We start from the raw sequence: 21,530 nt of genomic DNA, 5'->3' as shown, positions 1-21,530 counted from the left end.
CCCGGCCGTCACGATTTCACCAGGGGCGGCGCGGCCCGGTGTCGATATGGATCAGCCCGTTCCAATAGACCTTGTTGCCGCCGACCTCCGGTAGCGAGCGGGCATAGTCCAGCACGACGCGCGGGCGCACGCCCGGGACACGGAAGTCCATGGCCTCGCAGCGCTTGTGGTAGGAGCCGCGCCGGGCGCGCCAGGGCGGCCGCCAGGTCGAGGTCACCTTCACGGCCCCGTATTTGTCGGCGACCTTGCCGAGAATGTCCTTCAGCCGCTGCGGCAGGCAGATGATGGAGGTGCCGGGATCGGTCGAGATGCCTGGCCGCTCGGGCTTTTCATTGGGGTCGAATTGCGGCTCGGCCCCGGCTTTCTGACCGGGCGAGAGCTTGGGCCATTCCGGCCCTTCCTCATCTTCGGGCTCGGCGGCGAATGGCGAGCTTGGGCCTGGACTTGGGCTCGGCGCAGGCGCTGCCGGGGGCGGAACCACGATGGCAGGCAAGGTCGATTGCGCCGGCAAATCCAGATCAAAGGGGCGCTGCGGCGGCAGCGGGGCACGTATGAGCTGCCCCTCCTGAGCCGAGCTCGTCATGGGCTGCAGGGCGCAAGCGAAGACCAGCGCCGCCAGGGGGAAGGCAAATGACTTCACGCTCAGGGCGCCGGGGTCGGCAGGAAGACGGCGCGGGTTTCGGCACCGACCAGCGGCAACTGCGGCGTCTTGGCGCAGAGCGCGGCCAGCTCGGCGGGCGCGCTCATGATCTTGTCGAGGTCGATCAGGGGGCGCTGCGCGGCGCCGGCATAATATCCGGCTAGCCAGAGCGAGAGCTGATTCCGGTCATTGCCATTCATCGCGACGAAGTCGGCGCAGGTCGCGCGCATCAGGTCGAGGGCCTCGGCGTTGACGCGATTGCCTCCCAACATGGAGGCGGCAAGCGCTGCGGCGAGCAGAAAAGAGCGTTGCATGGGCAGCACCATGGCGGTCTTTCTCCCTCCAGGGGCGGCCGCGGCCGCAAGACGTCGATTCGGCGCGAGTGTGTCGCTTTGCGCGGCAAACAGCCAGCCGGAAGCCTGCGCTATGCTGCAAAAAGCACCCGCAGTCGATGCGGAATGGCAAGCCGCGCGAAGAGGCACTGCGACATCCCTGCCAATCTGCGTCGAAATCAACCCTCTCGCGCGATTGTGCAGCGCGGCGGAGTCTTGCTTCATTCTAATGCAGGGTCTAATCGACTGTGCCAGCGCGCCGTCGCCTGGCCGCCCGAAGCGGGGACATGTCCATGCAAACACTCCCAGTACCGTCCCTGCTGAACGACTATCTGCCGCTCGTCATTTTCCTGGGCGTCGCGGCCATCATCGGCATCGCCTTGCTGGTGGCTCCCTTCGCCATCGCCTATTCGAAGCCCGATGCCGAAAAGCTCTCGGCCTATGAGTGCGGCTTCAACGCCTTCGACGATGCGCGCATGAAATTCGATGTCCGCTTCTATCTGGTCGCGATCCTGTTCATCATCTTCGATCTTGAGGTCGCCTTCCTGTTCCCCTGGGCCGTCGCGTTTGGCGGGCTCGGCTGGTATGGCTTTATCTCGATGATGATCTTCCTGGGCGTGTTGACCGTCGGCTTCGTCTACGAGTGGCGAAAAGGCGCGCTGGAGTGGGACTAGTCGTCCAGCCGCAGCACTGATTTCGCGACTTATCTGACGGTTACGGGTTACAAGGGTTCAGATCATGGCAACAACAGCGATCGATCGCGGCGACCCGCTGGTCGCGCCTGCGCCCAAGGGCCTGCTCGGCCCCGACGGCTTGCCCGTTGGCGCGCGCGATCCCTTCTTCACCGAGATCAACAGCGAGCTCGCCGACAAGGGCTTCCTGGTCACGGCGACGGACGACCTGATAAACTGGTCGCGCACCGGCTCGCTGATGTGGATGACCTTCGGGCTCGCCTGCTGCGCCGTCGAGATGATGCAGCTCTCGATGCCGCGCTATGATGTCGAGCGTTTCGGCTTCGCGCCGCGCGCCTCACCGCGCCAGTCCGACGTGATGATCGTCGCGGGCACGCTGACCAACAAGATGGCCCCGGCGCTGCGCAAGGTCTACGACCAGATGCCGGAGCCGCGCTACGTCATCTCGATGGGCTCCTGCGCCAATGGCGGCGGCTATTACCACTACAGCTATTCGGTGGTGCGCGGCTGCGATCGCATCGTGCCGATCGACATCTATGTGCCCGGCTGCCCGCCGACGGCGGAAGCGCTGCTCTATGGCGTGCTGCTGCTGCAGAAGAAAATCCGCCGCACCGGCACGATCGAGCGCTGAGGGCCTGTCATGAGCGATCTCCTTGCTCTCGGGGAAGACATCAAGGCGGCGCTACCCGGCGCCGTGACGCAAGCCGTCGTCGCCTTCGACGAATTGACTGTTCACGCTGAAGCCGCGTCGATCGTGCAGGTTCTCAAGGTCTTGCGCGACGATCCGCGCTTCCGCTTCGTGAACTTCACCGACATCGCGGGCGCCGACTATATCGAGCGCGAGAAGCGCTTCGACGTGGTCTATCATCTGCTCTCGCCGCGCCATAACCACCGGATTCGGGTCAAGATTCAGACCGACGAAGCGACGCCCGTTCCCTCCGTGATCGAGATCTTCCCGGCGGCGAACTGGTATGAGCGCGAGGCTTACGACTTCTACGGAATCCTGTTCTCGGGCCATCCCGATCTGCGCCGCATCCTCACCGATTACGGCTTCGAGGGTTACCCGCTGCGCAAGGACTTCCCGCTGACCGGCTTCGTCGAGGTCCGCTACGACGACGAGCAGAAGCGCGTCGTCTACGAGCCGGTGAAGCTGAACCAGGAATTCCGGAATTTCGACTTCCTCTCGCCATGGGAAGGCACTGACTATGTGCTGCCGGGCGACGAGAAGGCGAAGGTTTAAGGCAATGGGCAGTCGGCAGTCGGCAGTCGTGACGAAAGATGGGTTGTGCGATGAGCATTCAATCCTATCGGGACTTGCGCGTTTGGCAGGAGGCCATGAGCCTTGCCGAAGCGGTCTATCGACTGACGAAACAGTTTCCCAAGGACGAGCTGTTTGGCCTGACGTCGCAGATGCGGCGAGCTTCGGTCTCGATACCCGCCAATATCGCGGAAGGGTACGGCCGCGAGAGCACCGGGGCATATGTGCAGTTTCTGCGAGTCGCCCAAGGCTCTTTGAAAGAGCTGGAGACGCACGCCCTGTTGGCCAATCGCGTCGGCATTATGAGCGAATTGGATGCAGCCAATCTGCTCTCATTGGCCGAAGCGATCGGAAAGATGCTGCGTGCGTTGATCCGTTCGCTGGAAAAGTGACGACTGCCTACTGCCTACTGCCTACTGCCAGAGGCGAAGCCTGACATGACCGAACACAACATCCGGAATTTCTCGATCAATTTCGGCCCGCAGCACCCTGCGGCCCACGGCGTGCTGCGCCTCGTGCTGGAGCTCGACGGCGAGATCGTCGAGCGCGTCGACCCGCATATCGGCCTGCTGCATCGCGGCACCGAGAAGCTGATCGAGGCCAAGACCTATCTCCAGGCTTTGCCCTATTTCGATCGGCTCGACTATGTCGCGCCGATGAACCAGGAGCATGCCTATTCGCTCGCGGTCGAGAAGCTGATGGGCGTCACGGTGCCGCGCCGAGGCCAGCTCATCCGCGTGCTCTATTCCGAGATCGGCCGCATCCTCTCGCATATCCTCAACGTCACCACGCAGGCGATGGACGTCGGCGCGCTGACGCCCCCGCTCTGGGGTTTCGAGGAACGCGAAAAGCTGATGATCTTCTATGAGCGGGCCTGTGGCGCGCGCATGCATGCGGCCTATGTCCGGCCCGGCGGCGTCCATCAGGACCTGCCGGTCTCGCTGATCCACGACATCGGCGAATGGTGCGATCCGTTCCTCAAGGTCTGCGACGATCTCGAGACCCTGCTCACGGACAACCGCATCTTCAAGCAGCGCAATGTCGATATCGGCGTCGTCGATCTCGACACCTGCTGGAAATGGGGCTTTTCGGGCGTGATGGTGCGCGGTTCGGGCGCCGCCTGGGATCTGCGCAAGTCGCAGCCCTATGAATGCTATGAGGAGATGGATTTCGACATCCCCATCGGCAAGAACGGCGATTGCTACGACCGTTACTGCATCCGCATGGAGGAGATGCGCCAGTCCGTCCGCATCATGAAGCAGTGCTGCGAGAAGCTGCTGGCGGCTGACGGCGGCGGACCGATCTCTTCGCTCGACGGCAAGATGGTGCCGCCCAAGCGCGGCGAGATGAAGCGCTCGATGGAAGCGCTGATCCACCATTTCAAGCTCTACACCGAGGGCTACAAGGTGCCGGCCGGCGAGGTCTATGCGGCTGTTGAAGCGCCCAAGGGCGAGTTCGGCGTCTATCTCGTCTCAGACGGCACCAACAAGCCCTATCGCTGCAAGATCAAGGCCCCGGGCTTTGCCCATCTCCAGGCCATGGATTTCATGTGCCGCAAGCACATGCTGGCGGATGTCAGCGCGATCCTGGGCTCGCTGGATATCGTGTTCGGGGAGGTCGACCGGTGAACGAACTCCGATTGTTGTCAGAAGTTTCATCAAGAGCTGTGGTTTCGCCAAAAAATGTGCGGCACAGCCGGCTGAAAGTGGCGGCATTTTCTCTAATAAACGTTGGCTATATTGTGTGGGTTGTTGGGCGAAGCTTTATCGCTAGGCAGAATTTTTTTGTAACACACCCGGGGCACTGGTTTGTCCTAGGGTATTTATTTTTGGTGACGTTTTGTCTTTTTTTTGGCGATCGGCCCTTAAAAGTCATCGGATGGTTGATGATCGGGCTTCCACTCGCTGGTTTTTTGATTTTGGCAGCCATGTTCAGTGGCGTTAAAAGCTTTGGGTAATCACTGACATGTCCGTCCGTCGTCTCGCCCCCGATCACGTCCAGCCCGCCTCTTTCGCCTTCGATGTGGCGAATGAGAACTGGGCCGACCAGCAGATCGCCAAATACCCGGCCGGCCGGCAGGCCTCGGCCGTGATTCCGCTGTTGTGGAAGGCGCAGGAACAGCATCAGGGCTGGGTGCCGCGCGCCGCGATCGAGGCGGTGGCGAAGAAGCTCGACATGGCGCCGATGCGCGTCATGGAGATCGCGACCTTCTACACCATGTTCAACCTGCAGCCGGTGGGGGAGCATTTCATCCAGCTCTGCGGCACCACGCCCTGCGCCTTGCGCGGCGCGGAAGCGCTGAAGAAGGTCTGCGAGGACGTGATCGGCCCGCAATCGACCGTGAGCGCCGACGGCAAGCTCTCCTGGCTCGAGGTCGAGTGCCTCGGCGCCTGCTGCAACGCCCCGATGGCGCAGATCAATTTCGACTATTACGAAGACCTGACGCCCGATAATTTCCGCGCGCTGCTCGATGATCTGCGCCAGGGACGGCCGACCAAGCCCGGCCCGCAGAATGATCGCTCGTGCTCGGAGCCGCTCGGCGGCGGCGAGACCCTGAAGGATCCTGCGCTCTATGACGGCACGGTGATCGGCGCCGGCGACTGGCAAAAGCGCGTTGCCGAGCAGCGCAAGGCTGCCGCTGAAGCCGCAGCGGCCAAAGCCGCTGCGGAAGCGGCCGCGAAGGCAGCCGAGGCGACGCCTGCCGCCGTCGAGGCCAAGCCCGCCAGCGAAACGGCGGCCGCAAGCCGGCCCAAGCCCTCCGCTCCGGCTCAACCCTCGAGCGCAGCCAACGACACGCCGGCCGCCAGCGGCAAGGTCGAGGCAAAGGTTGTCGCGGAATCAGCCAAGCCGGCGGCCAAGGCCCCCACCAAGCCGATGGCCGAAGCGGAGCCGGCCCCGGCCGTCGCGGAATCGAAGCCGGAATTGCTGACCGCTGCGCGCGGCGGCAAGGGCGATGACCTCGAACTGATCTGGGGCGTTGGCCCCAAGCTTGTGAAGATGCTCAACGAGATGGGCGTCTGGCATTTCGACCAGATCGCGAGCTGGAAGGCCGAGGAACTCGCCTGGGTCGATGCGCGACTGACCGGCTTCAAGGGCCGGGCCACGCGCGACGACTGGATTTCGCAGGCGAAGAAACTCGCGACAGGCTGGCGGCCGGAATCGGCCCTCGGCGACAAGCCGGTGAAGTGAGGCGAAGACGATGCTTGCTGATCGCGACCGCATTTTCACCAATCTCTACGGCCGGCACGACCTTTCGCTGAAGGGCGCGATGGCGCGCGGCGCCTGGGACGGCACCAAATTCCTGCTCGAACAGGGCAAGGACTGGATCATCGACGAGATGAAGAAGTCCGGTCTGCGCGGGCGTGGCGGCGCGGGCTTCCCGACCGGCCTGAAATGGTCGTTCATGCCCAAGGTCAGCGATGGCCGACCGAGCTATCTCGTCGTCAATGCCGACGAGTCGGAGCCGGGCACCTGCAAGGATCGCGAGATCATGCGCAACGACCCGCATACGCTGGTCGAGGGCTGCCTGATCGCCTCCTTCGCGATGGGCGCGAACGCCGCCTACATCTATATCCGCGGCGAATATGTCCGCGAGCGCGAGGCGCTGCAGCGCGCCGTCGACGAGGCCTATGAGGCAAACCTCATCGGCAAGAACAACAAGCACGGCTATCCCTTTGATCTTTATGTGCATCACGGAGCCGGCGCCTATATCTGCGGCGAAGAGACGGCGCTGCTGGAGAGCCTCGAAGGCAAGAAGGGCATGCCGCGGCTGAAGCCGCCATTCCCGGCCAATGTTGGTCTCTATGGCTGCCCGACCACCGTGAACAATGTCGAGTCGATCGCGGTCGCGCCGACCATCCTGCGCCGTGGCGCGGCCTGGTTCTCCTCGCTCGGCAACCCCAATAATGTCGGTACCAAGCTGTTCTGCGTCTCCGGCCATGTGAACAAGCCCTGCAATGTCGAAGAGGTGATGGGCATTCCCTTCCGCGAACTGATCGACCGCCATTGCGGCGGCGTGCGCGGCGGCTGGGACAACCTGCTCGCGGTCATCCCCGGCGGCTCCTCGGTGCGCATGGTTCCGGCCGAGCAGATCATCGACACGCCGATGGATTTCGACTCGCTATCCAAGCTGAAATCGGGCCTGGGCACGGCGGCCGTCATCGTCATGGACAAGTCGACCGACATCGTCCGCGCGATCGCCCGCATCAGCTATTTCTACAAGCATGAGAGCTGCGGCCAGTGCACGCCCTGCCGCGAGGGCACGGGCTGGATGTGGCGCGTCATCAGCCGCATGGCCGAGGGCAGGGCGCAGAAGCGCGAGATCGACATGCTGCTCGACGTCACCAAGCAGATCGAGGGCCACACCATCTGCGCGCTCGGCGACGCCGCCGCCTGGCCGATCCAGGGCCTGATCGCGCATTTCCGTCACGAGATCGAGAAGCGCATCGACGATTATGCCGCGAACCCGCATTCCGAGCCGGTTCGACTGATGGCGGCGGAGTGAGACAATGACCAAACTCCTCATCGACGGCATCGAGGTCGACGTTCCCGCCGACTACACCGTGCTCCAGGCCTGCGAGGCTGCGGGCGCGGAAGTGCCGCGCTTCTGCTTCCATGAGCGGCTCTCCATCGCCGGCAATTGCCGGATGTGCCTGGTCGAGGTGAAGGGCGGCCCGCCCAAGCCCCAGGCCTCCTGCGCCATCGGCGTGCGCGACCTGCGTCCCGGCCCCAATGGCGAGCCGCCGGTCGTCTCGACCAAATCGCCCATGGTCAAGAAGGCGCGCGAGGGGGTGATGGAGTTCCTCCTGATCAACCACCCGCTGGATTGCCCGATCTGCGACCAGGGCGGCGAATGCGACCTGCAGGACCAGGCCATGGCCTATGGCGTGGATAATTCCCGCTATGCCGAGAACAAGCGCGCGGTCGAGGACAAATATATCGGCCCGCTGGTGAAGACCTCGATGACGCGCTGCATCCAATGCACGCGCTGCGTCCGCTTCACCACCGAAGTCGCTGGCGGCACCGATCTCGGCGCGATCGGCCGCGGCGAGGACATGGAGATCACGACCTATCTCGAACAGGCGATGACCTCCGAATTGCAGGGCAATATCGTCGATCTCTGCCCGGTCGGCGCGCTGACCTCGAAGCCCTACCAGAACAAGGCCCGGCCCTGGGAGCTGACCAAGACCGAATCCATCGATGTGATGGATGCGGTCGGCTCGGCGATCCGGGTCGACTCCCGTGGCCGCGAGGTGATGCGCATCCTGCCGCGCATCAACGAGGCGGTGAACGAGGAGTGGATCTCCGACAAGACCCGCCACATCGTCGACGGTCTGCGCACGCAGCGGCTCGACCGGCCCTATATCCGCCAGAACGGCGCGTTGAAGCCCGCAAGCTGGAACGAGGCCTTCGCGCTGATCGCCGCAAGGGTGAAGGCGGCGAGCCCTGAAAAGATCGGCGCGATCGCCGGCGACCTCGTCGCTGTCGAGGAGATGTTCGCACTCAAGACCCTGATGGCTTCACTCGGCAGCCCCAATCTCGACGGCCGCCAGGACGGCACGAAGCTCGATCCGAAGTTCGGCCGGGCCTCCTACATCCTGAACGCCGGCATCGCCGGCATCGACGAGGCGGATTCGCTGCTGATCATCGGCGCCAACCCGCGCAAGGAAGCGCCGATCCTGAATGCGCGTATCCGCAAGCGCTGGCTGCGCGGCGATTTCAAGGTCAGCCTGATCGGCGAGAAGGTCGATCTGACATATGATTACGACTATCTCGGCGCCGGCAGCGATACGCTGGCCGAGCTGATCAAGACGGCCACTGCGGCCAAGGCCAAGCCGATGGTGCTGATCGGGCAGGGCGCTCTCGCCCGTGCCGACGGTGCCGCGACCCTCTCCATGGCCGCCAAGGCGGCGCAGGTGCTGGGTGGCGCGGGTGAAGGCTGGAACGGCTTTGGCGTGCTGCATACGGCGGCCGCCCGCGTCGGTTCGCTCGATCTCGGCTTCGTGCCGGGTGAGGGCGGTCTGGACGTCGCCGGCATGATCGCGCCGGGTGCGCTCGACGTGCTGTTCCTGCTCGGCGCCGACGAGATCGACGTGCCGGCAGGTGCTTTCGTGGTCTATCAGGGCACGCATGGCGACAAGGGCGCTCATCGCGCCGACGTCATCCTGCCGGGCGCGGCCTATACCGAGAAGTCGGGCACCTACGCCAACACCGAGGGCCGGGTGCAGATGACCGATCGCGCCACCTTCCCGCCGGGCGACGCCCGCGAGGATTGGGCGATCCTGCGCGCGCTTTCAGCCGCCTTGGGCAAGACCTTGCCTTTCGACTCGCTCGCGGGTCTGCGCAAGGCGCTCTACGAAGCCTATCCGCACTTTGCGGCTCTCGACAGCCTGCCAGCCTCCGATGCGAGCGGGCTTGGCCAGCTCGCAGGTCTCGGCGGCAAGGCCGAGAAGGCCGGTTTCGTCTCGCCCGTCAGTGATTTCTACCAGACCAACCCGATCGCGCGCGCATCCGCCGTGATGGCCGAATGCTCGGCGCTGGCCTCAGGCCGGCTGCGGCAGGCGGCGGAGTAAGCGGCCATGAACTGGGATCTCGTCCTCGACCTCGCGATCATGCTCGGCAAGAGCCTGCTGCTGCTGGTCTGCCTGCTCGTCTTCATCGCCTATATCCTGCTCGCCGACCGCAAGATCTGGGCGGCGGTGCAGTTGCGTCGCGGCCCCAACGTGGTCGGGCCCTTCGGCCTGTTCCAGAGTTTCGCCGACCTGCTGAAATTCGCCTTCAAGGAACCGATCATCCCATCCAGCGCCAATAAGGGTGTGTTCCTGCTGGCGCCGTTGATCTCCTGCTTCCTGTCGCTGGGCGCCTGGGCGGTCATTCCGGTGGCGGAAGGCTGGGCGATCGCGGACATCAATGTCGGCGTGCTCTATATCCTGGCGATCTCGTCGCTGGGGGTCTACGGCGTGATCATGGCCGGCTGGGCCTCGAACTCGAAATACCCCTTCATGGGCGCGCTGCGCTCGGCGGCGCAGATGGTCTCCTACGAGGTCTCGATCGGCTTCGTCATCATCACCGTGCTGCTCTGCGTCGGTTCGCTCAACCTGACCGCGATCGTCGAGGCGCAGAACACCAGCTGGGGCATGCTGCGCTGGTACTGGCTACCGCTCTTCCCGATGTTCATCGTCTTCTTCATCTCGGCCCTGGCCGAGACGAACCGCCCGCCTTTCGACCTGCCGGAAGCGGAATCGGAGCTCGTCGCCGGCTTCATGGTCGAGTACTCCTCGACGCCCTACCTGCTGTTCATGCTCGGCGAATACGTGGCGATCATGACCATGTGCTCGCTGACGACGATCCTGTTCCTGGGGGGCTGGCTGCCGCCATTCCCGATCGCGCCCTTTACCTGGCTGCCCGGCGTGTTCTGGTTCGCGCTCAAGGTCTGCCTCGTCTTCTTCATGTTCGCGATGGTGAAGGCCTTCGTGCCGCGCTACCGCTACGACCAGTTGATGCGCCTGGGCTGGAAGGTCTTCCTGCCGCTCTCGCTGGTCTCGGTCGTGGTCGTGGCCTTCGTGCTGCAGGTCACGGGTTGGGGGCCGGTGCATTGATGACGACCACCCTGACGACGCATAAGGATTTTGCGCGATGACACTCGCTCAAGCCGCCAAGGGTCTGCTCCTCAAGGAGTTCGTCGGGGCGTTTGTCCTGTCGATGCGCTATTTCTTCAAGCCGAAGGCGACGCTGAACTATCCCTTCGAGAAGGGCATGCTCTCGCCGCGCTTCCGGGGCGAGCACGCTTTGCGCCGCTATCCCAATGGCGAGGAACGCTGCATCGCCTGCAAGCTCTGCGAGGCGATTTGCCCGGCCCAGGCCATCACCATCGAGGCCGGGCCGCGCCGCAATGACGGCACGCGCCGCACGACGCGCTACGACATCGACATGACGAAGTGCATTTATTGCGGCTTCTGTCAGGAGGCATGCCCGGTCGACGCCATCGTCGAGGGGCCGAATTTCGAGTTCGCGACCGAGACCCGCGAGGAGCTGTTCTATGACAAGGACAGGCTGCTCGCGAACGGCGCGCGCTGGGAGCGCGAGATCGCGCGCAACATCGCGATGGACGCTCCTTACCGGTAAGGGGACAGGGCCCGTCGCGCGGTTGTCGCTCGCGATGGGCCTGACTATAGACGCTCCAAACTGCGCCCGGCCCGAGAGTCGGTCGCTTTGCAACGAGGACCGCCCGCAAGGGCGGAAAGGCTGGCCAGGATGAACGCCTCAGCGGCTTTCTTCTATCTCTTCGCAGGCGTCACCGTCGCTTCGGCGTTCATGGTGGTAACCTCGCGCAATCCCGTTCATTCGGTGCTGTTCCTGATCCTCGCCTTCGTCAACGCGGCGGGGCTGTTCATGCTGCTCGGCGCCGAGTTCCTGGCGATGCTGCTGATCGTGGTCTATGTCGGCGCGGTCGCGGTGCTGTTCCTCTTCGTGGTGATGATGCTCGACGTCGATTTCGCCGAGTTCCGCCAGGGCTTCCTGAACTATCTGCCGATCGGGGCGCTGATCGGCCTGATCTTTGCAGTCGAATTGCTGCTGGTGGTCGGAGCCTGGGTCATCGACCCGAAGATCGTCAGCACGCCGGTCGCTCCGATCCCGGCCAACCTGACCAACACCGCGGCGCTCGGCCAGGTGCTCTACACGCAGTACATCTACTACTTCCAGGCGGCCGGGCTCGTCCTGCTTGTCGCCATGATCGGCGCCATCGTGCTGACCCTGCGCGAGCGCGTCGGCATCAAGCGCCAGGACATCACCCAGCAGAACGCCCGCACCAAGGCGACTGCGATGGAAGTGAAGCAGGTTCCTTCCCGCGCCGGCATCGAGGAGACGGTCTGATGATCGGACTGGGCCATTATCTCGCCGTCAGCGCGATCCTGTTCACGCTCGGCGTGCTCGGCATCTTCATCAACCGCAAGAACGTCATCGTCATCCTGATGTCGATCGAGCTCATCCTGCTCGCGGTCAACATCAACCTCGTCGCCTTCTCGAGCTTCCTGAACGACATCGTCGGCCAGGTCTTCGCGCTTCTGGTGCTGACGGTTGCGGCGGCTGAAGCCGCCATCGGGCTTGCCATCCTCGTCGTCTACTTCCGCAACCGCGGCACGATCGCGGTGGAAGACATCAACATGATGAAAGGCTGAGCGCAAAGAGCGCCCGGATCCAGCCCATGTATCACGCGATCGTCTTCCTCCCTCTGATCGGCTTCCTGATCGCTGGCCTCTTTGGCCGGCTGATCGGCGCGCGCGGCTCGGAGATCGTCACCACCTCTTTGCTGGTCGTCTGCGCGGTCCTGTCCTGGATCGCCTTCTTCCAGGTCGGCTTCGGCCATGGCACGACCCGCGTCCAGATCGCGACCTGGATGGCGTCGGGCGATCTGCGCGTCGACTGGGCCTTCCGCGTGGACACGCTGACCGCGGTGATGCTGGTCGTCGTCAACACCGTCTCCTGCCTCGTGCATCTCTACTCGATCGGCTACATGCACGAGGATGCGCACCGGCCGCGCTTCTTCGCCTATCTCTCGCTCTTCACCTTCGCCATGCTGATGCTGGTGACGGCCGACAACCTCGTGCAGATGTTCTTCGGCTGGGAAGGCGTGGGTCTCGCCTCCTATCTGCTGATCGGCTTCTGGTACCAGAAGCCCTCGGCCAATGCGGCGGCGATGAAGGCCTTCATCGTCAACCGCGTCGGCGATTTCGGCTTTGCACTCGGCATCTTCCTGGTCTTCGTGCTGTTCGGCTCGGTCGGGTTTGATGCTATCTTCCCGCGCGTCGCCGACCTGACCAATCAGAGCTTCCATTTCCTCGGGCGCGACTGGCATGCGCTGACGCTGGCGAGCCTGCTGCTGTTCATGGGCGCCATGGGCAAGTCGGCGCAGTTCCTGCTGCACACCTGGCTGCCGGACGCGATGGAGGGCCCGACGCCGGTCTCGGCGCTGATCCATGCCGCGACCATGGTCACCGCCGGCGTCTTCATGGTGGCGCGGCTCTCGCCGATCTTCGAATACGCGCCGGTCGCGCTGACTGTCGTCGTCGTCATCGGTGCGACGACCGCTTTCTTCGCCGCCACGGTCGGCCTGGTGCAGAACGACATCAAGCGCGTCATCGCCTATTCGACCTGTTCGCAGCTCGGCTACATGTTCGTGGCGCTCGGCGTCGGCAATTACGGCGCCGGCATCTTCCACTTGTTCACTCACGCTTTCTTCAAGGCGCTGCTGTTCCTCGGTGCGGGCTCGGTCATCCATGCGATGCATCACGAGCAGGACATGCGGAACATGGGCGGGCTCAGGAAGCACATCCCGCTGACCGCCATCGCGATGACCATCGGCACGCTGGCGCTGACGGGTTTCCCGGGCTTCGCCGGCTACTTCTCCAAGGACGCCATCATCGAGAGCGCCTATGCCTCGGTGGCGCATGGCGGTTTCGCGAGTTCCTATGCCTTCGTGCTGCTGGTCGCAGCCGCCTGCATGACCTCGTTCTATTCCTGGCGGCTCTATTTCATGACCTTCGAGGGCAAGCCGCGCTGGGGCGCGGACGCCCATGCCGCTCACGGCCACGATGCTCACGGCCATGACGATCACGCTCATGCGGCCCACGCCCATGACGATCATCACGGCCATGGTCACGACCACACGCCGCATGAGAGCCCGTGGGTGATGCTGATCCCGCTCGCCGTGCTCTCGCTCGGCGCGGTCGCGGCCGGCTTCGTCTTCAAGGAGGCCTTCATCGGCCACGACTTCGAGCATTTCTGGAAGTCGGCTCTGTTCATGGGCAAGGACAACCACATCCTGCACGCGATGCATGAAGTGCCGGGCTGGGTCGTGGCCTCGCCCTTCCTGGCGATGCTGCTGGGCTTCCTGTTTGCCTTCTACTGCTACGTGCTGCGGCCCGATGTGCCCCGCAAGCTCGCGGCCGCCAATCCGGCGCTCTACAAGTTCCTGCTGAACAAGTGGTATTTCGACGAGCTCTACGACTTCCTGTTCGTGAAGCCGGCGATGTGGCTTGGCAAGTTCCTCTGGAAGAAGGGCGACGGCTTCGTCATCGACGGCATGGGGCCGGACGGAATTTCCGCCCGCGTCGTCGACGTCACCAACCGGGTGGTTCGCCTCCAGACCGGCTATGTCTATCACTATGCCTTCGCCATGCTGATCGGCGTCGCGGGCTTTGTGACCTGGTATCTCGTGGCGCGCGGGTGAGATGATGTTCGGTTTTGGTATCCTCACCGGTCTTCTCGTCCTGCCGCTGGTCGGCGCGGCCTTCATCCTGGCGCAGCGCGGCGACGAGGCCTCGGTCGACTCGAATGCGCGCTATGCGGCGCTGGCGGCGACGGTCGCGACCTTCGTTCTGGCCTGCGTCGCCTGGGGCCGCTTCGAGCCGGGCAATCCCGGCTTCCAGATGGTCGAGACGCATGGCTGGGTCTCCGACGCGATCAAGTTCAAGCTCGGCGTCGATGGTTTCTCCTTCCCCTTCGTGGTGCTGACTGCCTTCCTGATGCCGTTCTGCATCCTGGCGTCCTGGACATCCGTGACGAAGCGGGTGCGCGAATACATGGTCGCGTTCCTGATCCTGGAGACGCTGATGATCGGCGTCTTCGTGGCGCTCGACCTCGTGCTGTTCTACCTGTTCTTCGAGGCCGGCCTGATCCCGATGTTCCTGATCATCGGCATCTGGGGCGGCAAGCGCCGGGTCTACGCCTCCTACAAGTTCTTCCTCTACACGCTGCTCGGCTCGGTCCTGCTGCTGCTGGCGCTGATGGCGATGTACTGGAATGCCGGCACCACCGACATCCCGACGCTGCTGGCGCATCATTTCCCGGGCGGCATGCAGCGCTGGCTGTGGCTCGCCTTCTTCGCCTCCTTCGCGGTGAAGATGCCGATGTGGCCGGTCCACACCTGGCTGCCTGACGCCCATGTCGAAGCGCCCACCGCGGGCTCCGTCATCCTGGCGGCGATCCTGCTGAAGATGGGCGGCTACGGCTTCATCCGCTTCTCGATCCCGATGTTCCCGGAGGCGTCGCAATATTTTGCGCCCTTCGTCTTCGCGCTCTCGGTCATCGCCATCGTCTACACCTCGCTGGTGGCGCTGATGCAGGAGGACATCAAGAAGCTGATCGCCTACTCCTCGGTGGCGCATATGGGCTTCGTCACCATGGGCCTGTTCACCCTGACGGCGCAGGGCATCCAGGGCGCGATGTTCCAGATGGTCAGCCACGGGTTGGTCTCGGGCGCGCTCTTCCTCTGCGTCGGTGTCGTCTATGACCGCATGCATACCCGCGAGATCGCGGCCTATGGCGGGCTGGTCAATCGCATGCCGATTTACGCCGTCATCTTCATGGTCTTCACCATGGCCAATGTCGGCCTTCCCGGCACGGCTGGCTTCGTCGGCGAGTTTCTGACGCTGATGGGCGCCTTCAAGGCCAATCCTTGGGTTGCCTTCATCGCGACCTCGGGTGTCATCCTGTCGGCCGCCTATGCGCTCTGGCTCTATCGCCGCGTCATGTTCGGCGAATTGGTCAAGCCGGAGCTCAAGGGCATCATGGACCTGAACAGCCGCGAGATCGTGATCCTCGTGCCGCTCGTCCTGCTGACGGTCTGGTACGGCATCCGCCCCGGCACGATCCTCGACGCTTTCGCTGCGCCGACCGAAGCCCTCATCAAGAATTATCAGGCCGCACTCACCGCCGCGAAAACGGCGATGCTGGTCGTTCAGTAAGGTTTGGCTGTGATGACCGTTCCCGCCCTCGGGCCCGCTCTGCCGGAAATCATCCTCGCGCTTGGCGCCATCGCCATGGTGCTGGTCGGCGCGATCAAGGGTGAGCGTTCGACGCGCCTGCTCGAAGGCGCGGCGATCGCGCTCTTCGTGCTCGCGCTCGTCCTGGTGCTCTCGGGCGAGGGCAAGCTCATCACCTTCAATGGCAGCTTCGTCGCCGACGGGTTCGCCCGCTTCATGAAGGTGCTGACGCTGCTGGGCGCAGCGGCCACGATCCTGCTCTCCTCCGATGCCTTGCGCCGCAGCGGCTCGATGCGCTTCGAATTCCCGATCCTCGTCGTGCTGGCGACGATCGGCATGATGATGATGATCTCGGCCAACGACCTGATCAGCCTCTATGTCGGCCTGGAACTGCAGTCGCTGGCGCTCTACGTCGTTGCCGCCTTCGACCGCGACAATGCGAAGTCGACCGAGGCCGGCCTGAAATACTTCGTCCTCGGCGCGCTCTCCTCGGGCATGCTGCTTTACGGTTCGTCGCTGGTCTACGGCTTCACCGGTACGGTGAGCTTCCCGGGCATCGCGGCTGCCACCCAGGGCGGTCATGCCGGCATCGGGCTGATCTTCGGCATCGTCTTCATCGCGGCGGGCGTCGCCTTCAAGATCTCCGCCGTGCCGTTCCATATGTGGACGCCCGACGTCTATGAGGGGGCTCCGACCCCGGTCGCCGCCTTCTTCGCCTCGGCCCCCAAGATGGCGGCGATGGCGATGGTGGTGCGCGTCTTCGTCGGCGCCTTCCCGGGCGCGCTGCATGACTGGCAGCAGATCATCATCTTCATCGCGATCGCCTCGATGGCGCTGGGCGCCTTCGCCGCCATCGGCCAGAGCAACATCAAGCGCCTGCTCGCCTATTCCTCGATTGCCAATATGGGCTATGCGCTGGTCGGCCTCGCCGCCGGCACCGCCAATGGCGTGCAGGGCGTCATGGTCTATATGGCGATCTATCTCGCCACGACGCTGGGCGCCTTTGCCTGCGTCCTGTTGATGCGCCGCGACGGCAAGCCGGTCGAGAACATCAGCGAGCTCGCCGGCCTCTCGCGCACCAATCCCTGGATGGCGTTTGCGCTGTCGATGATGATGTTCTCGCTCGCCGGCATTCCGCCGCTCGCCGGCTTCTGGGCGAAGTTCTACGTCTTCCTCGCCGCGATCGAGGCCAAGCTCTATGTGCTGGCCGTGGTCGGCGTGGTGACCAGCGTGGTTGGCGCCTATTATTATCTGCGCCTGGTCAAGATCATCTATTTCGACGACGCCAAGCCCGCCTTCGAGAAGGGCGATATCGGCGTGCGCGCCGTGCTCCTGATCTCGGCGGCCTTCGTGCTGGTGCTGTCGCTGGCCCCCGCGCCGCTGCTCAATTCGGCGGCAGCGGCGGCGAAGTCGCTGTTCTGACCGCGCGTGATGCTCCGACGTCATTGCGAGCACCCGGGTCTTGCCTTTGGCAAGCCCGAGTACAGGCTCCGCGAAGCAATCCAGGGCTGCACGCTCGACGTCTCCTGGATTGCTTCGTCGCTGCGCTCCTCGCAATGACGGGAACGGTCCATGCTCTCTGAAGCAGCCCGCGCTGCTGGCTACCGCCTGATCGTCCGTGACGAGGTCGGCTCCACCATGGAGGAGGCGCGGCGTGCGCTCGACCAGGGCGATGCCGGCAAGCTCTGGATCGTCGCGCGCAGCCAGAACGCCGGCCGCGGCCGCCATGGCCGGCAATGGGGTTCGCCGCCCGGCAATCTCTATGTCAGCCTGCTGTTGACCGCGCCTTGCGAGCCGGCGCTCGCGCCGCAGCTCGGCTTCGTCGCCGGATTGGCGCTGCATGACGCCGCCGCCGCCGTCACGGGGCTGACGCCTCCCGATCTAGCTCTGAAATGGCCCAACGACCTGCTGATCGAGCGCGCCAAGACGGCCGGCCTCCTGCTCGAAGGCGAGAGCCGGGCAGGGCGGCTCAATGTGATCATCGGCTTCGGCGTCAACATCGCCTCCTGCGCGCAGGGCACGCCCTATCCGGCGAGCTTCCTGAAGCAGCATCGGCCGACCGCGAGCATCGAGGCGATGCTGACGGCGCTCAGCGAGGCCTGGGTTGCGCGCTTCAGCGCCTGGCAGCAGCCCGGCGGCTTCGGCCCGACGCGCGCCGCCTGGCTGGAGCGCGCCGCCTTTCTCGGGGAAACGATCACGATCAGGCTGCCGGAAGGCCCGCTCGAAGGGCGCTTCACCGGGCTCGACCCATCCGGCCGGCTCGAAATGGAGACAACCATGGGCCGCCGCGCCATCGATGCCGGCGATCTGTTTTTCGGTTCGCCCAGTTCCCCTCAGCCCTCATCCTGAGGAGCCCGCGGAGCGGCGTCTCGAAGGATGCTCCAGGAGGCTCCGGAACCAACTGGAGCATCCTTCGAGACGCACTCCTGCGGAGCGCTCCTCAGGATGAGGGCTCAAGTGGGTTTTCCATGGCACTGCTCTGCCTCACCGCTATGGAGACCTGCCTTCCGGCATGGTAGGGCTCCCGCACATCTCCCGCGTTCATACGCCGATCCATATTCCAGTCAGGATATTCAGTGACCCGTTCCAGCGATCAACTCGTCTTCGTTCCCCTCGGCGGCCTCGGCGAGATCGGCATGAACGCCGCGCTCTATGGGTTCGGCCCGGAAGGGCGGCGGAAATGGATCCTGGTCGATTGCGGCCTGTCCTTCGCCGGCCCCGAGGTTCCCGGCGTCGACATCATCCTGCCCGACCTGCGCTACATCATCGAAGAGCGTGCCAATCTGCTCGGCATCATCATCACCCATGCGCATGAGGACCATATCGGCGCGCTCGCCGCCTTGTGGCCGAGCCTGCGCGCGCCAGTCTATTGCACGCGCTTCGCCGCCGGCCTCCTGGCGACGCGCCGGCTCTCCGAGCCGGGCGCGCCCAAGGTGCCGATGCATGTGGTGGCGCAGGGCGGCCGCGTGACGCTCGGCCCCTTCGACATCGAATTCGTGCCGGTCGCGCATTCGATCCCCGAATCGAACGCGCTGGCGATCCGCACTCCGGTCGGCCTCGTTGTCCATACAGGCGACTGGAAGATCGACCCGACGCCGCAGGTCGGCCTGCCGACCGACGAGAAGCGGCTGCGCGAACTCGGCGACGAAGGCGTGCTCGCGCTGATCTGCGACTCGACCAATGTCATGCGCGACGGCACCAGCCCGAGCGAGGCCGATGTCGCGGCCAAGCTGAAGGAACTGGTGCATTCCGCACCGGGCCGTGTCGCCGTCACCACCTTCGCCTCCAACGTCGCGCGCCTGCGCGCCGTTGCGGAGGCTGCGATGGCCGATCAGCGCGAGGTCGTCGTCGTCGGGCGCGCCATGGACCGCGTCATCGATGTCGCGCGCGAATGCGGCTATCTCGACGGTATCCCGGCCTTCCGCTCGGCAGACACCTATGGCTATCTGCCGCGCGACAAGGTCGTGGCGCTGCTCACCGGCAGCCAGGGCGAGCCGCGCGCGGCGCTCTCGCGCATCGCCTCGGACGATCATCCCGAGATCGCGCTCTCGCCCGGCGACCGGGTGATCTTCTCGTCGCGCACCATTCCCGGCAATGAGAAGGCCGTCGGCAACATCCTGAACGCGCTCGCGCGCGACAATATCGAGATCATCACCGACCGCACCCATCTCGTCCATGTCTCAGGGCATCCGCGCCGCGAGGAGATGGCCAGGCTTTATGGCTGGCTGAAGCCGAAGATCGTCATCCCCGCCCATGGCGAGGATCTGCATCTGTCGGAGCACGCCATCTTCGCGCGTGGGCTCGGCGTCAAGACCGTGGTGCGCGCCGGCAATGGCGATGTCGTCGCGATCACAGCCGATGGCGCCAGCAAGGTCGACGAGGTCACGCATGGCCGGCTCTATCAGGACGGTACGCTTTTGGTGAACGCGCTGGAGAAGACCATCTCCGAGCGCCGGAAGCTCTCCTTCGCCGGCATGATCTCGGTCGCGGTCGCCATCGACGAGAAGGGCGGGCTTGCCGGCGATCCCGAGATCGCGGTGCTGGGCTTGCCGCCGAGGACGCGCGACGGCACCGATTTCGACGAATATGTCGCCGAGGCCGTCTCCGAATTGATCGACGGTATCCCCAAGGCGCGCCGGCGCGACCCCGAGGCGCTCCGCAATGCGCTGGAGCGCGGCCTGCGCAGCGCCGTCAACGAGGAATGGGGCAAGAAGCCGCTGGTGCATGCGCTGGTGATCGAGGTTTAAGCTGGCACGACTTTGCTCGGAGCCACCGCGTCATACCGGACGCAGCGAAGCGGAGATCCGGGATCCATCGTAGGAAACTGCGCTCTACGATGGATCCCGGATCGGCGCTGCTGCGCAGCTTGTCCGGGATGACGGTGCGGTTCAGAGCCAGGATGGTCAGCTCGATGAAGGGAAAGCCATGATCGGACGCCTCAACCACGTCGCCATCGCCGTGAAGGATCTCGCGGCCTCGACGGCGCTCTATCGCGATACGCTGGGCGCGCGGGTTTCGCAGCCGCTGCCGCAGCCAGAGCATGGCGTGACGGTGGTCTTCGTGGAATTGCCGAACACCAAGATCGAATTGCTGGAGCCGACGGGCCCTGACTCGCCCATTGCGAAATTCCTTGAGCGTAACCCCGATGGCGGCATCCACCACATTTGCTACGAGGTCGACGACATCCTGGCTGCCCGCGACCGGTTGAAGGCGACAGGGGCGCGCGTTCTGGGCTCCGGAGAGCCGCGCATCGGCGCCCATGGCAAGCCGGTGCTGTTCCTGCACCCCAAGGATTTCTGCGGCACGCTGGTCGAGCTCGAGCAGGCCTGAGCACGATGGACGAGATCACCTTCTTCGGCGAGCCGGAAGCGGGATCGCCGCGCCCCTTCAGCGCCGCAACGCGGGCCGGTGGCCTGATTTTCGTCTCCGGCCGTTCGGCGCCACATGATCCCGAGCGTGGCGTCTTTCGCGGCGACACGCCGGCCGATGAGGTCCGCAACGCATTGGCGAAGATCGCCGAGATCCTGGCGCAGGCGGGCAGCGGCCTCGACCGCGTCGTGCAGGTCTCAATGCTGATCACCAACCCCGACGACTATGGCGCCTGCAACGCCGAATATGTGAAGCATTTTCCGGGCGGATTGCCGGCACGCCATACCGCCCGTTTCGGCGTGCCGACGCAGGCGCGCGTCGCTTTCTCCTGCATCGCGCTCGCCGGCGATGCGACAAGGGATGACCGCTCATGACCATCGCTGGCGGGCTCGCCGTTTATTTCGTGATCTGGTGGACGGTGCTGTTTGCCGTGCTGCCCTTCGGCGTGCGCAGCCAGGCTGAGGCCGGAGAGGTCACGGACGGCACGGAACCGGGTGCGCCGGTGCTTCCCGGCCTGCTCAAGAAGGCCTTGATCACCTCGGTCATCGCCGGGGTGGTCTTTGCGCTCGTCTGGTATATCTGGGCGAAGTTCGACCTCTAAACTTCGCGCGCTGGACTTCAAAAAGAAAAAGGCAAGGCCGATGCCTTGCCTTGGAAGTCTGTTTTTACCGCAGTAACGGCACGCATCTGATCGCGCGCGACTCATATACTAGGCGGGCGTTTGTTCCTCCCGAGACCTGGTCCGCGGCGCTTCGATAATCGCAAAGCGTGTCCAGCCCGGAATGATTAGCGGATTATGACGGGGCTGTCACCACTTTAGGCATGCGCAGCCTGATCTTTTTGCAAGTTTATTCTGTGTTGCACTTGTGCGGTGCAGCAAAGTTCTATCCGGGGCGTTTTCCCGCCTTGTTCCGGCCAAAGGATGCCGCTAGGCGAGTGCCAGACCAGCCGGGCCCGCCGGTTGCCATGGAGATC

Annotated in this window: 23 protein-coding genes; 21 read left to right on the top strand and 2 right to left on the bottom strand. The window is 64.4% G+C overall.

All coding sequences use genetic code 11. The features are described from left to right. Positions 1–16: 16 nt before the first annotated feature. Together J2Y55_RS06330 and J2Y55_RS06325 are read right to left on the bottom strand one after the other, a co-directional pair. Positions 17–640, bottom strand: a complete 624-nt coding sequence (locus J2Y55_RS06330; RefSeq protein WP_310149362.1) for a YcbK family protein — start codon at positions 638–640, stop codon at positions 17–19. 2 nt (positions 641–642) lie between these two features. Continuing rightward, entirely contained in the window at positions 643–1,197 is a 555-nt protein-coding gene (locus J2Y55_RS06325; RefSeq protein ID WP_310149360.1) for an HdeA/HdeB family chaperone, read from the bottom strand. Between the two features lie 68 nt (positions 1,198–1,265). On the opposite strand from J2Y55_RS06325, the gene J2Y55_RS06320 reads away from it, so the two are divergent. The 21 genes from J2Y55_RS06320 (at position 1,266) to J2Y55_RS06220 (ending at position 21,156) form a co-directional block, all read left to right on the top strand. Beyond that, the gene (locus tag J2Y55_RS06320) at positions 1,266–1,646 is read left to right on the top strand and encodes an NADH-quinone oxidoreductase subunit A (RefSeq protein WP_092166616.1); all 381 of its coding nucleotides are present in this window, start codon (positions 1,266–1,268) and stop codon (positions 1,644–1,646) included. A 64-nt stretch (positions 1,647–1,710) separates the two neighbouring features. Further along, positions 1,711–2,295, top strand: a complete 585-nt coding sequence (locus J2Y55_RS06315; RefSeq protein WP_069691732.1) for a NuoB/complex I 20 kDa subunit family protein — start codon at positions 1,711–1,713, stop codon at positions 2,293–2,295. A gap of 9 nt (positions 2,296–2,304) precedes the next feature. Further along, complete coding sequence (locus tag J2Y55_RS06310) at positions 2,305–2,904, top strand: NADH-quinone oxidoreductase subunit C (RefSeq protein ID WP_310149353.1); 600 nt, start codon at positions 2,305–2,307, stop codon at positions 2,902–2,904. Positions 2,905–2,954: 50 nt separating this feature from the next. Further along, positions 2,955–3,314, top strand: coding sequence for a four helix bundle protein (locus J2Y55_RS06305; RefSeq protein ID WP_310149349.1), 360 nt, complete (start codon positions 2,955–2,957; stop codon positions 3,312–3,314). A 45-nt stretch (positions 3,315–3,359) separates the two neighbouring features. Beyond that, positions 3,360–4,550, top strand: a complete 1,191-nt coding sequence (locus J2Y55_RS06300; RefSeq protein WP_310149346.1) for an NADH-quinone oxidoreductase subunit D — start codon at positions 3,360–3,362, stop codon at positions 4,548–4,550. After that, positions 4,547–4,879 carry a hypothetical protein gene (locus J2Y55_RS06295; RefSeq protein WP_310149343.1) on the top strand — a complete coding sequence of 111 codons (333 nt, stop codon included), beginning with the start codon at positions 4,547–4,549 and terminating at the stop codon, positions 4,877–4,879. The genes J2Y55_RS06300 and J2Y55_RS06295 overlap by 4 nt, the downstream gene beginning before the upstream one ends. Positions 4,880–4,887: 8 nt before the next feature. Next, positions 4,888–6,111 (top strand): NADH-quinone oxidoreductase subunit NuoE, encoded by a 1,224-nt coding sequence (nuoE, locus tag J2Y55_RS06290; RefSeq protein ID WP_310149340.1) that lies wholly within the window; start codon positions 4,888–4,890, stop codon positions 6,109–6,111. A 10-nt stretch (positions 6,112–6,121) separates the two neighbouring features. Further along, positions 6,122–7,426 (top strand): NADH-quinone oxidoreductase subunit NuoF, encoded by a 1,305-nt coding sequence (gene nuoF, locus J2Y55_RS06285; RefSeq protein ID WP_092165906.1) that lies wholly within the window; start codon positions 6,122–6,124, stop codon positions 7,424–7,426. Positions 7,427–7,430: 4 nt separating this feature from the next. Then, positions 7,431–9,494: an NADH-quinone oxidoreductase subunit NuoG gene (gene nuoG, locus J2Y55_RS06280; protein WP_310149335.1), complete on the top strand. Its 2,064-nt coding sequence runs from the start codon at positions 7,431–7,433 to the stop codon at positions 9,492–9,494. Between the two features lie 6 nt (positions 9,495–9,500). Further along, a complete protein-coding gene (nuoH, locus tag J2Y55_RS06275) occupies positions 9,501–10,520 on the top strand; it encodes an NADH-quinone oxidoreductase subunit NuoH (RefSeq protein ID WP_310149331.1) in 1,020 nt (339 codons plus the stop codon). Between the two features lie 37 nt (positions 10,521–10,557). Beyond that, positions 10,558–11,046, top strand: a complete 489-nt coding sequence (gene nuoI / locus J2Y55_RS06270) for an NADH-quinone oxidoreductase subunit NuoI (protein WP_103716946.1) — start codon at positions 10,558–10,560, stop codon at positions 11,044–11,046. Positions 11,047–11,175: 129 nt separating this feature from the next. Continuing rightward, positions 11,176–11,796, top strand: a complete 621-nt coding sequence (locus J2Y55_RS06265; RefSeq protein WP_092165896.1) for an NADH-quinone oxidoreductase subunit J — start codon at positions 11,176–11,178, stop codon at positions 11,794–11,796. Next, complete coding sequence (nuoK, locus tag J2Y55_RS06260; RefSeq protein WP_069691720.1) at positions 11,793–12,101, top strand: NADH-quinone oxidoreductase subunit NuoK; 309 nt, start codon at positions 11,793–11,795, stop codon at positions 12,099–12,101. The genes J2Y55_RS06265 and nuoK overlap by 4 nt, the downstream gene beginning before the upstream one ends. A gap of 26 nt (positions 12,102–12,127) precedes the next feature. Then, positions 12,128–14,152: an NADH-quinone oxidoreductase subunit L gene (nuoL, locus tag J2Y55_RS06255; RefSeq protein WP_310149326.1), complete on the top strand. Its 2,025-nt coding sequence runs from the start codon at positions 12,128–12,130 to the stop codon at positions 14,150–14,152. A gap of 4 nt (positions 14,153–14,156) precedes the next feature. Then, positions 14,157–15,668 (top strand): NADH-quinone oxidoreductase subunit M, encoded by a 1,512-nt coding sequence (locus J2Y55_RS06250; RefSeq protein ID WP_310149323.1) that lies wholly within the window; start codon positions 14,157–14,159, stop codon positions 15,666–15,668. Positions 15,669–15,680: 12 nt separating this feature from the next. Next, positions 15,681–17,108 carry an NADH-quinone oxidoreductase subunit NuoN gene (nuoN, locus tag J2Y55_RS06245; RefSeq protein ID WP_310149320.1) on the top strand — a complete coding sequence of 476 codons (1,428 nt, stop codon included), beginning with the start codon at positions 15,681–15,683 and terminating at the stop codon, positions 17,106–17,108. A 150-nt stretch (positions 17,109–17,258) separates the two neighbouring features. Further along, on the top strand, positions 17,259–18,035 hold the full coding sequence (locus tag J2Y55_RS06240; protein WP_310149317.1) for a biotin--[acetyl-CoA-carboxylase] ligase: 777 nt from the start codon (positions 17,259–17,261) through the stop codon (positions 18,033–18,035). Between the two features lie 227 nt (positions 18,036–18,262). Continuing rightward, positions 18,263–19,933 carry a ribonuclease J gene (locus J2Y55_RS06235; RefSeq protein WP_092165869.1) on the top strand — a complete coding sequence of 557 codons (1,671 nt, stop codon included), beginning with the start codon at positions 18,263–18,265 and terminating at the stop codon, positions 19,931–19,933. Positions 19,934–20,111: 178 nt separating this feature from the next. Beyond that, entirely contained in the window at positions 20,112–20,516 is a 405-nt protein-coding gene (mce, locus tag J2Y55_RS06230) for a methylmalonyl-CoA epimerase (protein WP_310149312.1), read from the top strand. A gap of 5 nt (positions 20,517–20,521) precedes the next feature. Then, the gene (locus tag J2Y55_RS06225) at positions 20,522–20,929 is read left to right on the top strand and encodes a RidA family protein (RefSeq protein WP_310149308.1); all 408 of its coding nucleotides are present in this window, start codon (positions 20,522–20,524) and stop codon (positions 20,927–20,929) included. Further along, positions 20,926–21,156, top strand: a complete 231-nt coding sequence (locus J2Y55_RS06220; RefSeq protein WP_069691713.1) for a DUF1467 family protein — start codon at positions 20,926–20,928, stop codon at positions 21,154–21,156. Before J2Y55_RS06225 ends, J2Y55_RS06220 begins: the two co-directional genes overlap by 4 nt. Positions 21,157–21,530: the final 374 nt, after the last annotated feature.

Origin of the sequence: Allobosea sp. BE125, from assembly GCF_031456075.1 — a bacterium.
Classification (GTDB): Bacteria; Pseudomonadota; Alphaproteobacteria; order Rhizobiales; family Beijerinckiaceae; genus Allobosea.
The sequence above is the reverse complement of the archived record's forward strand: the minus strand, read 5'-3'. Positions and strand labels throughout refer to the sequence as shown.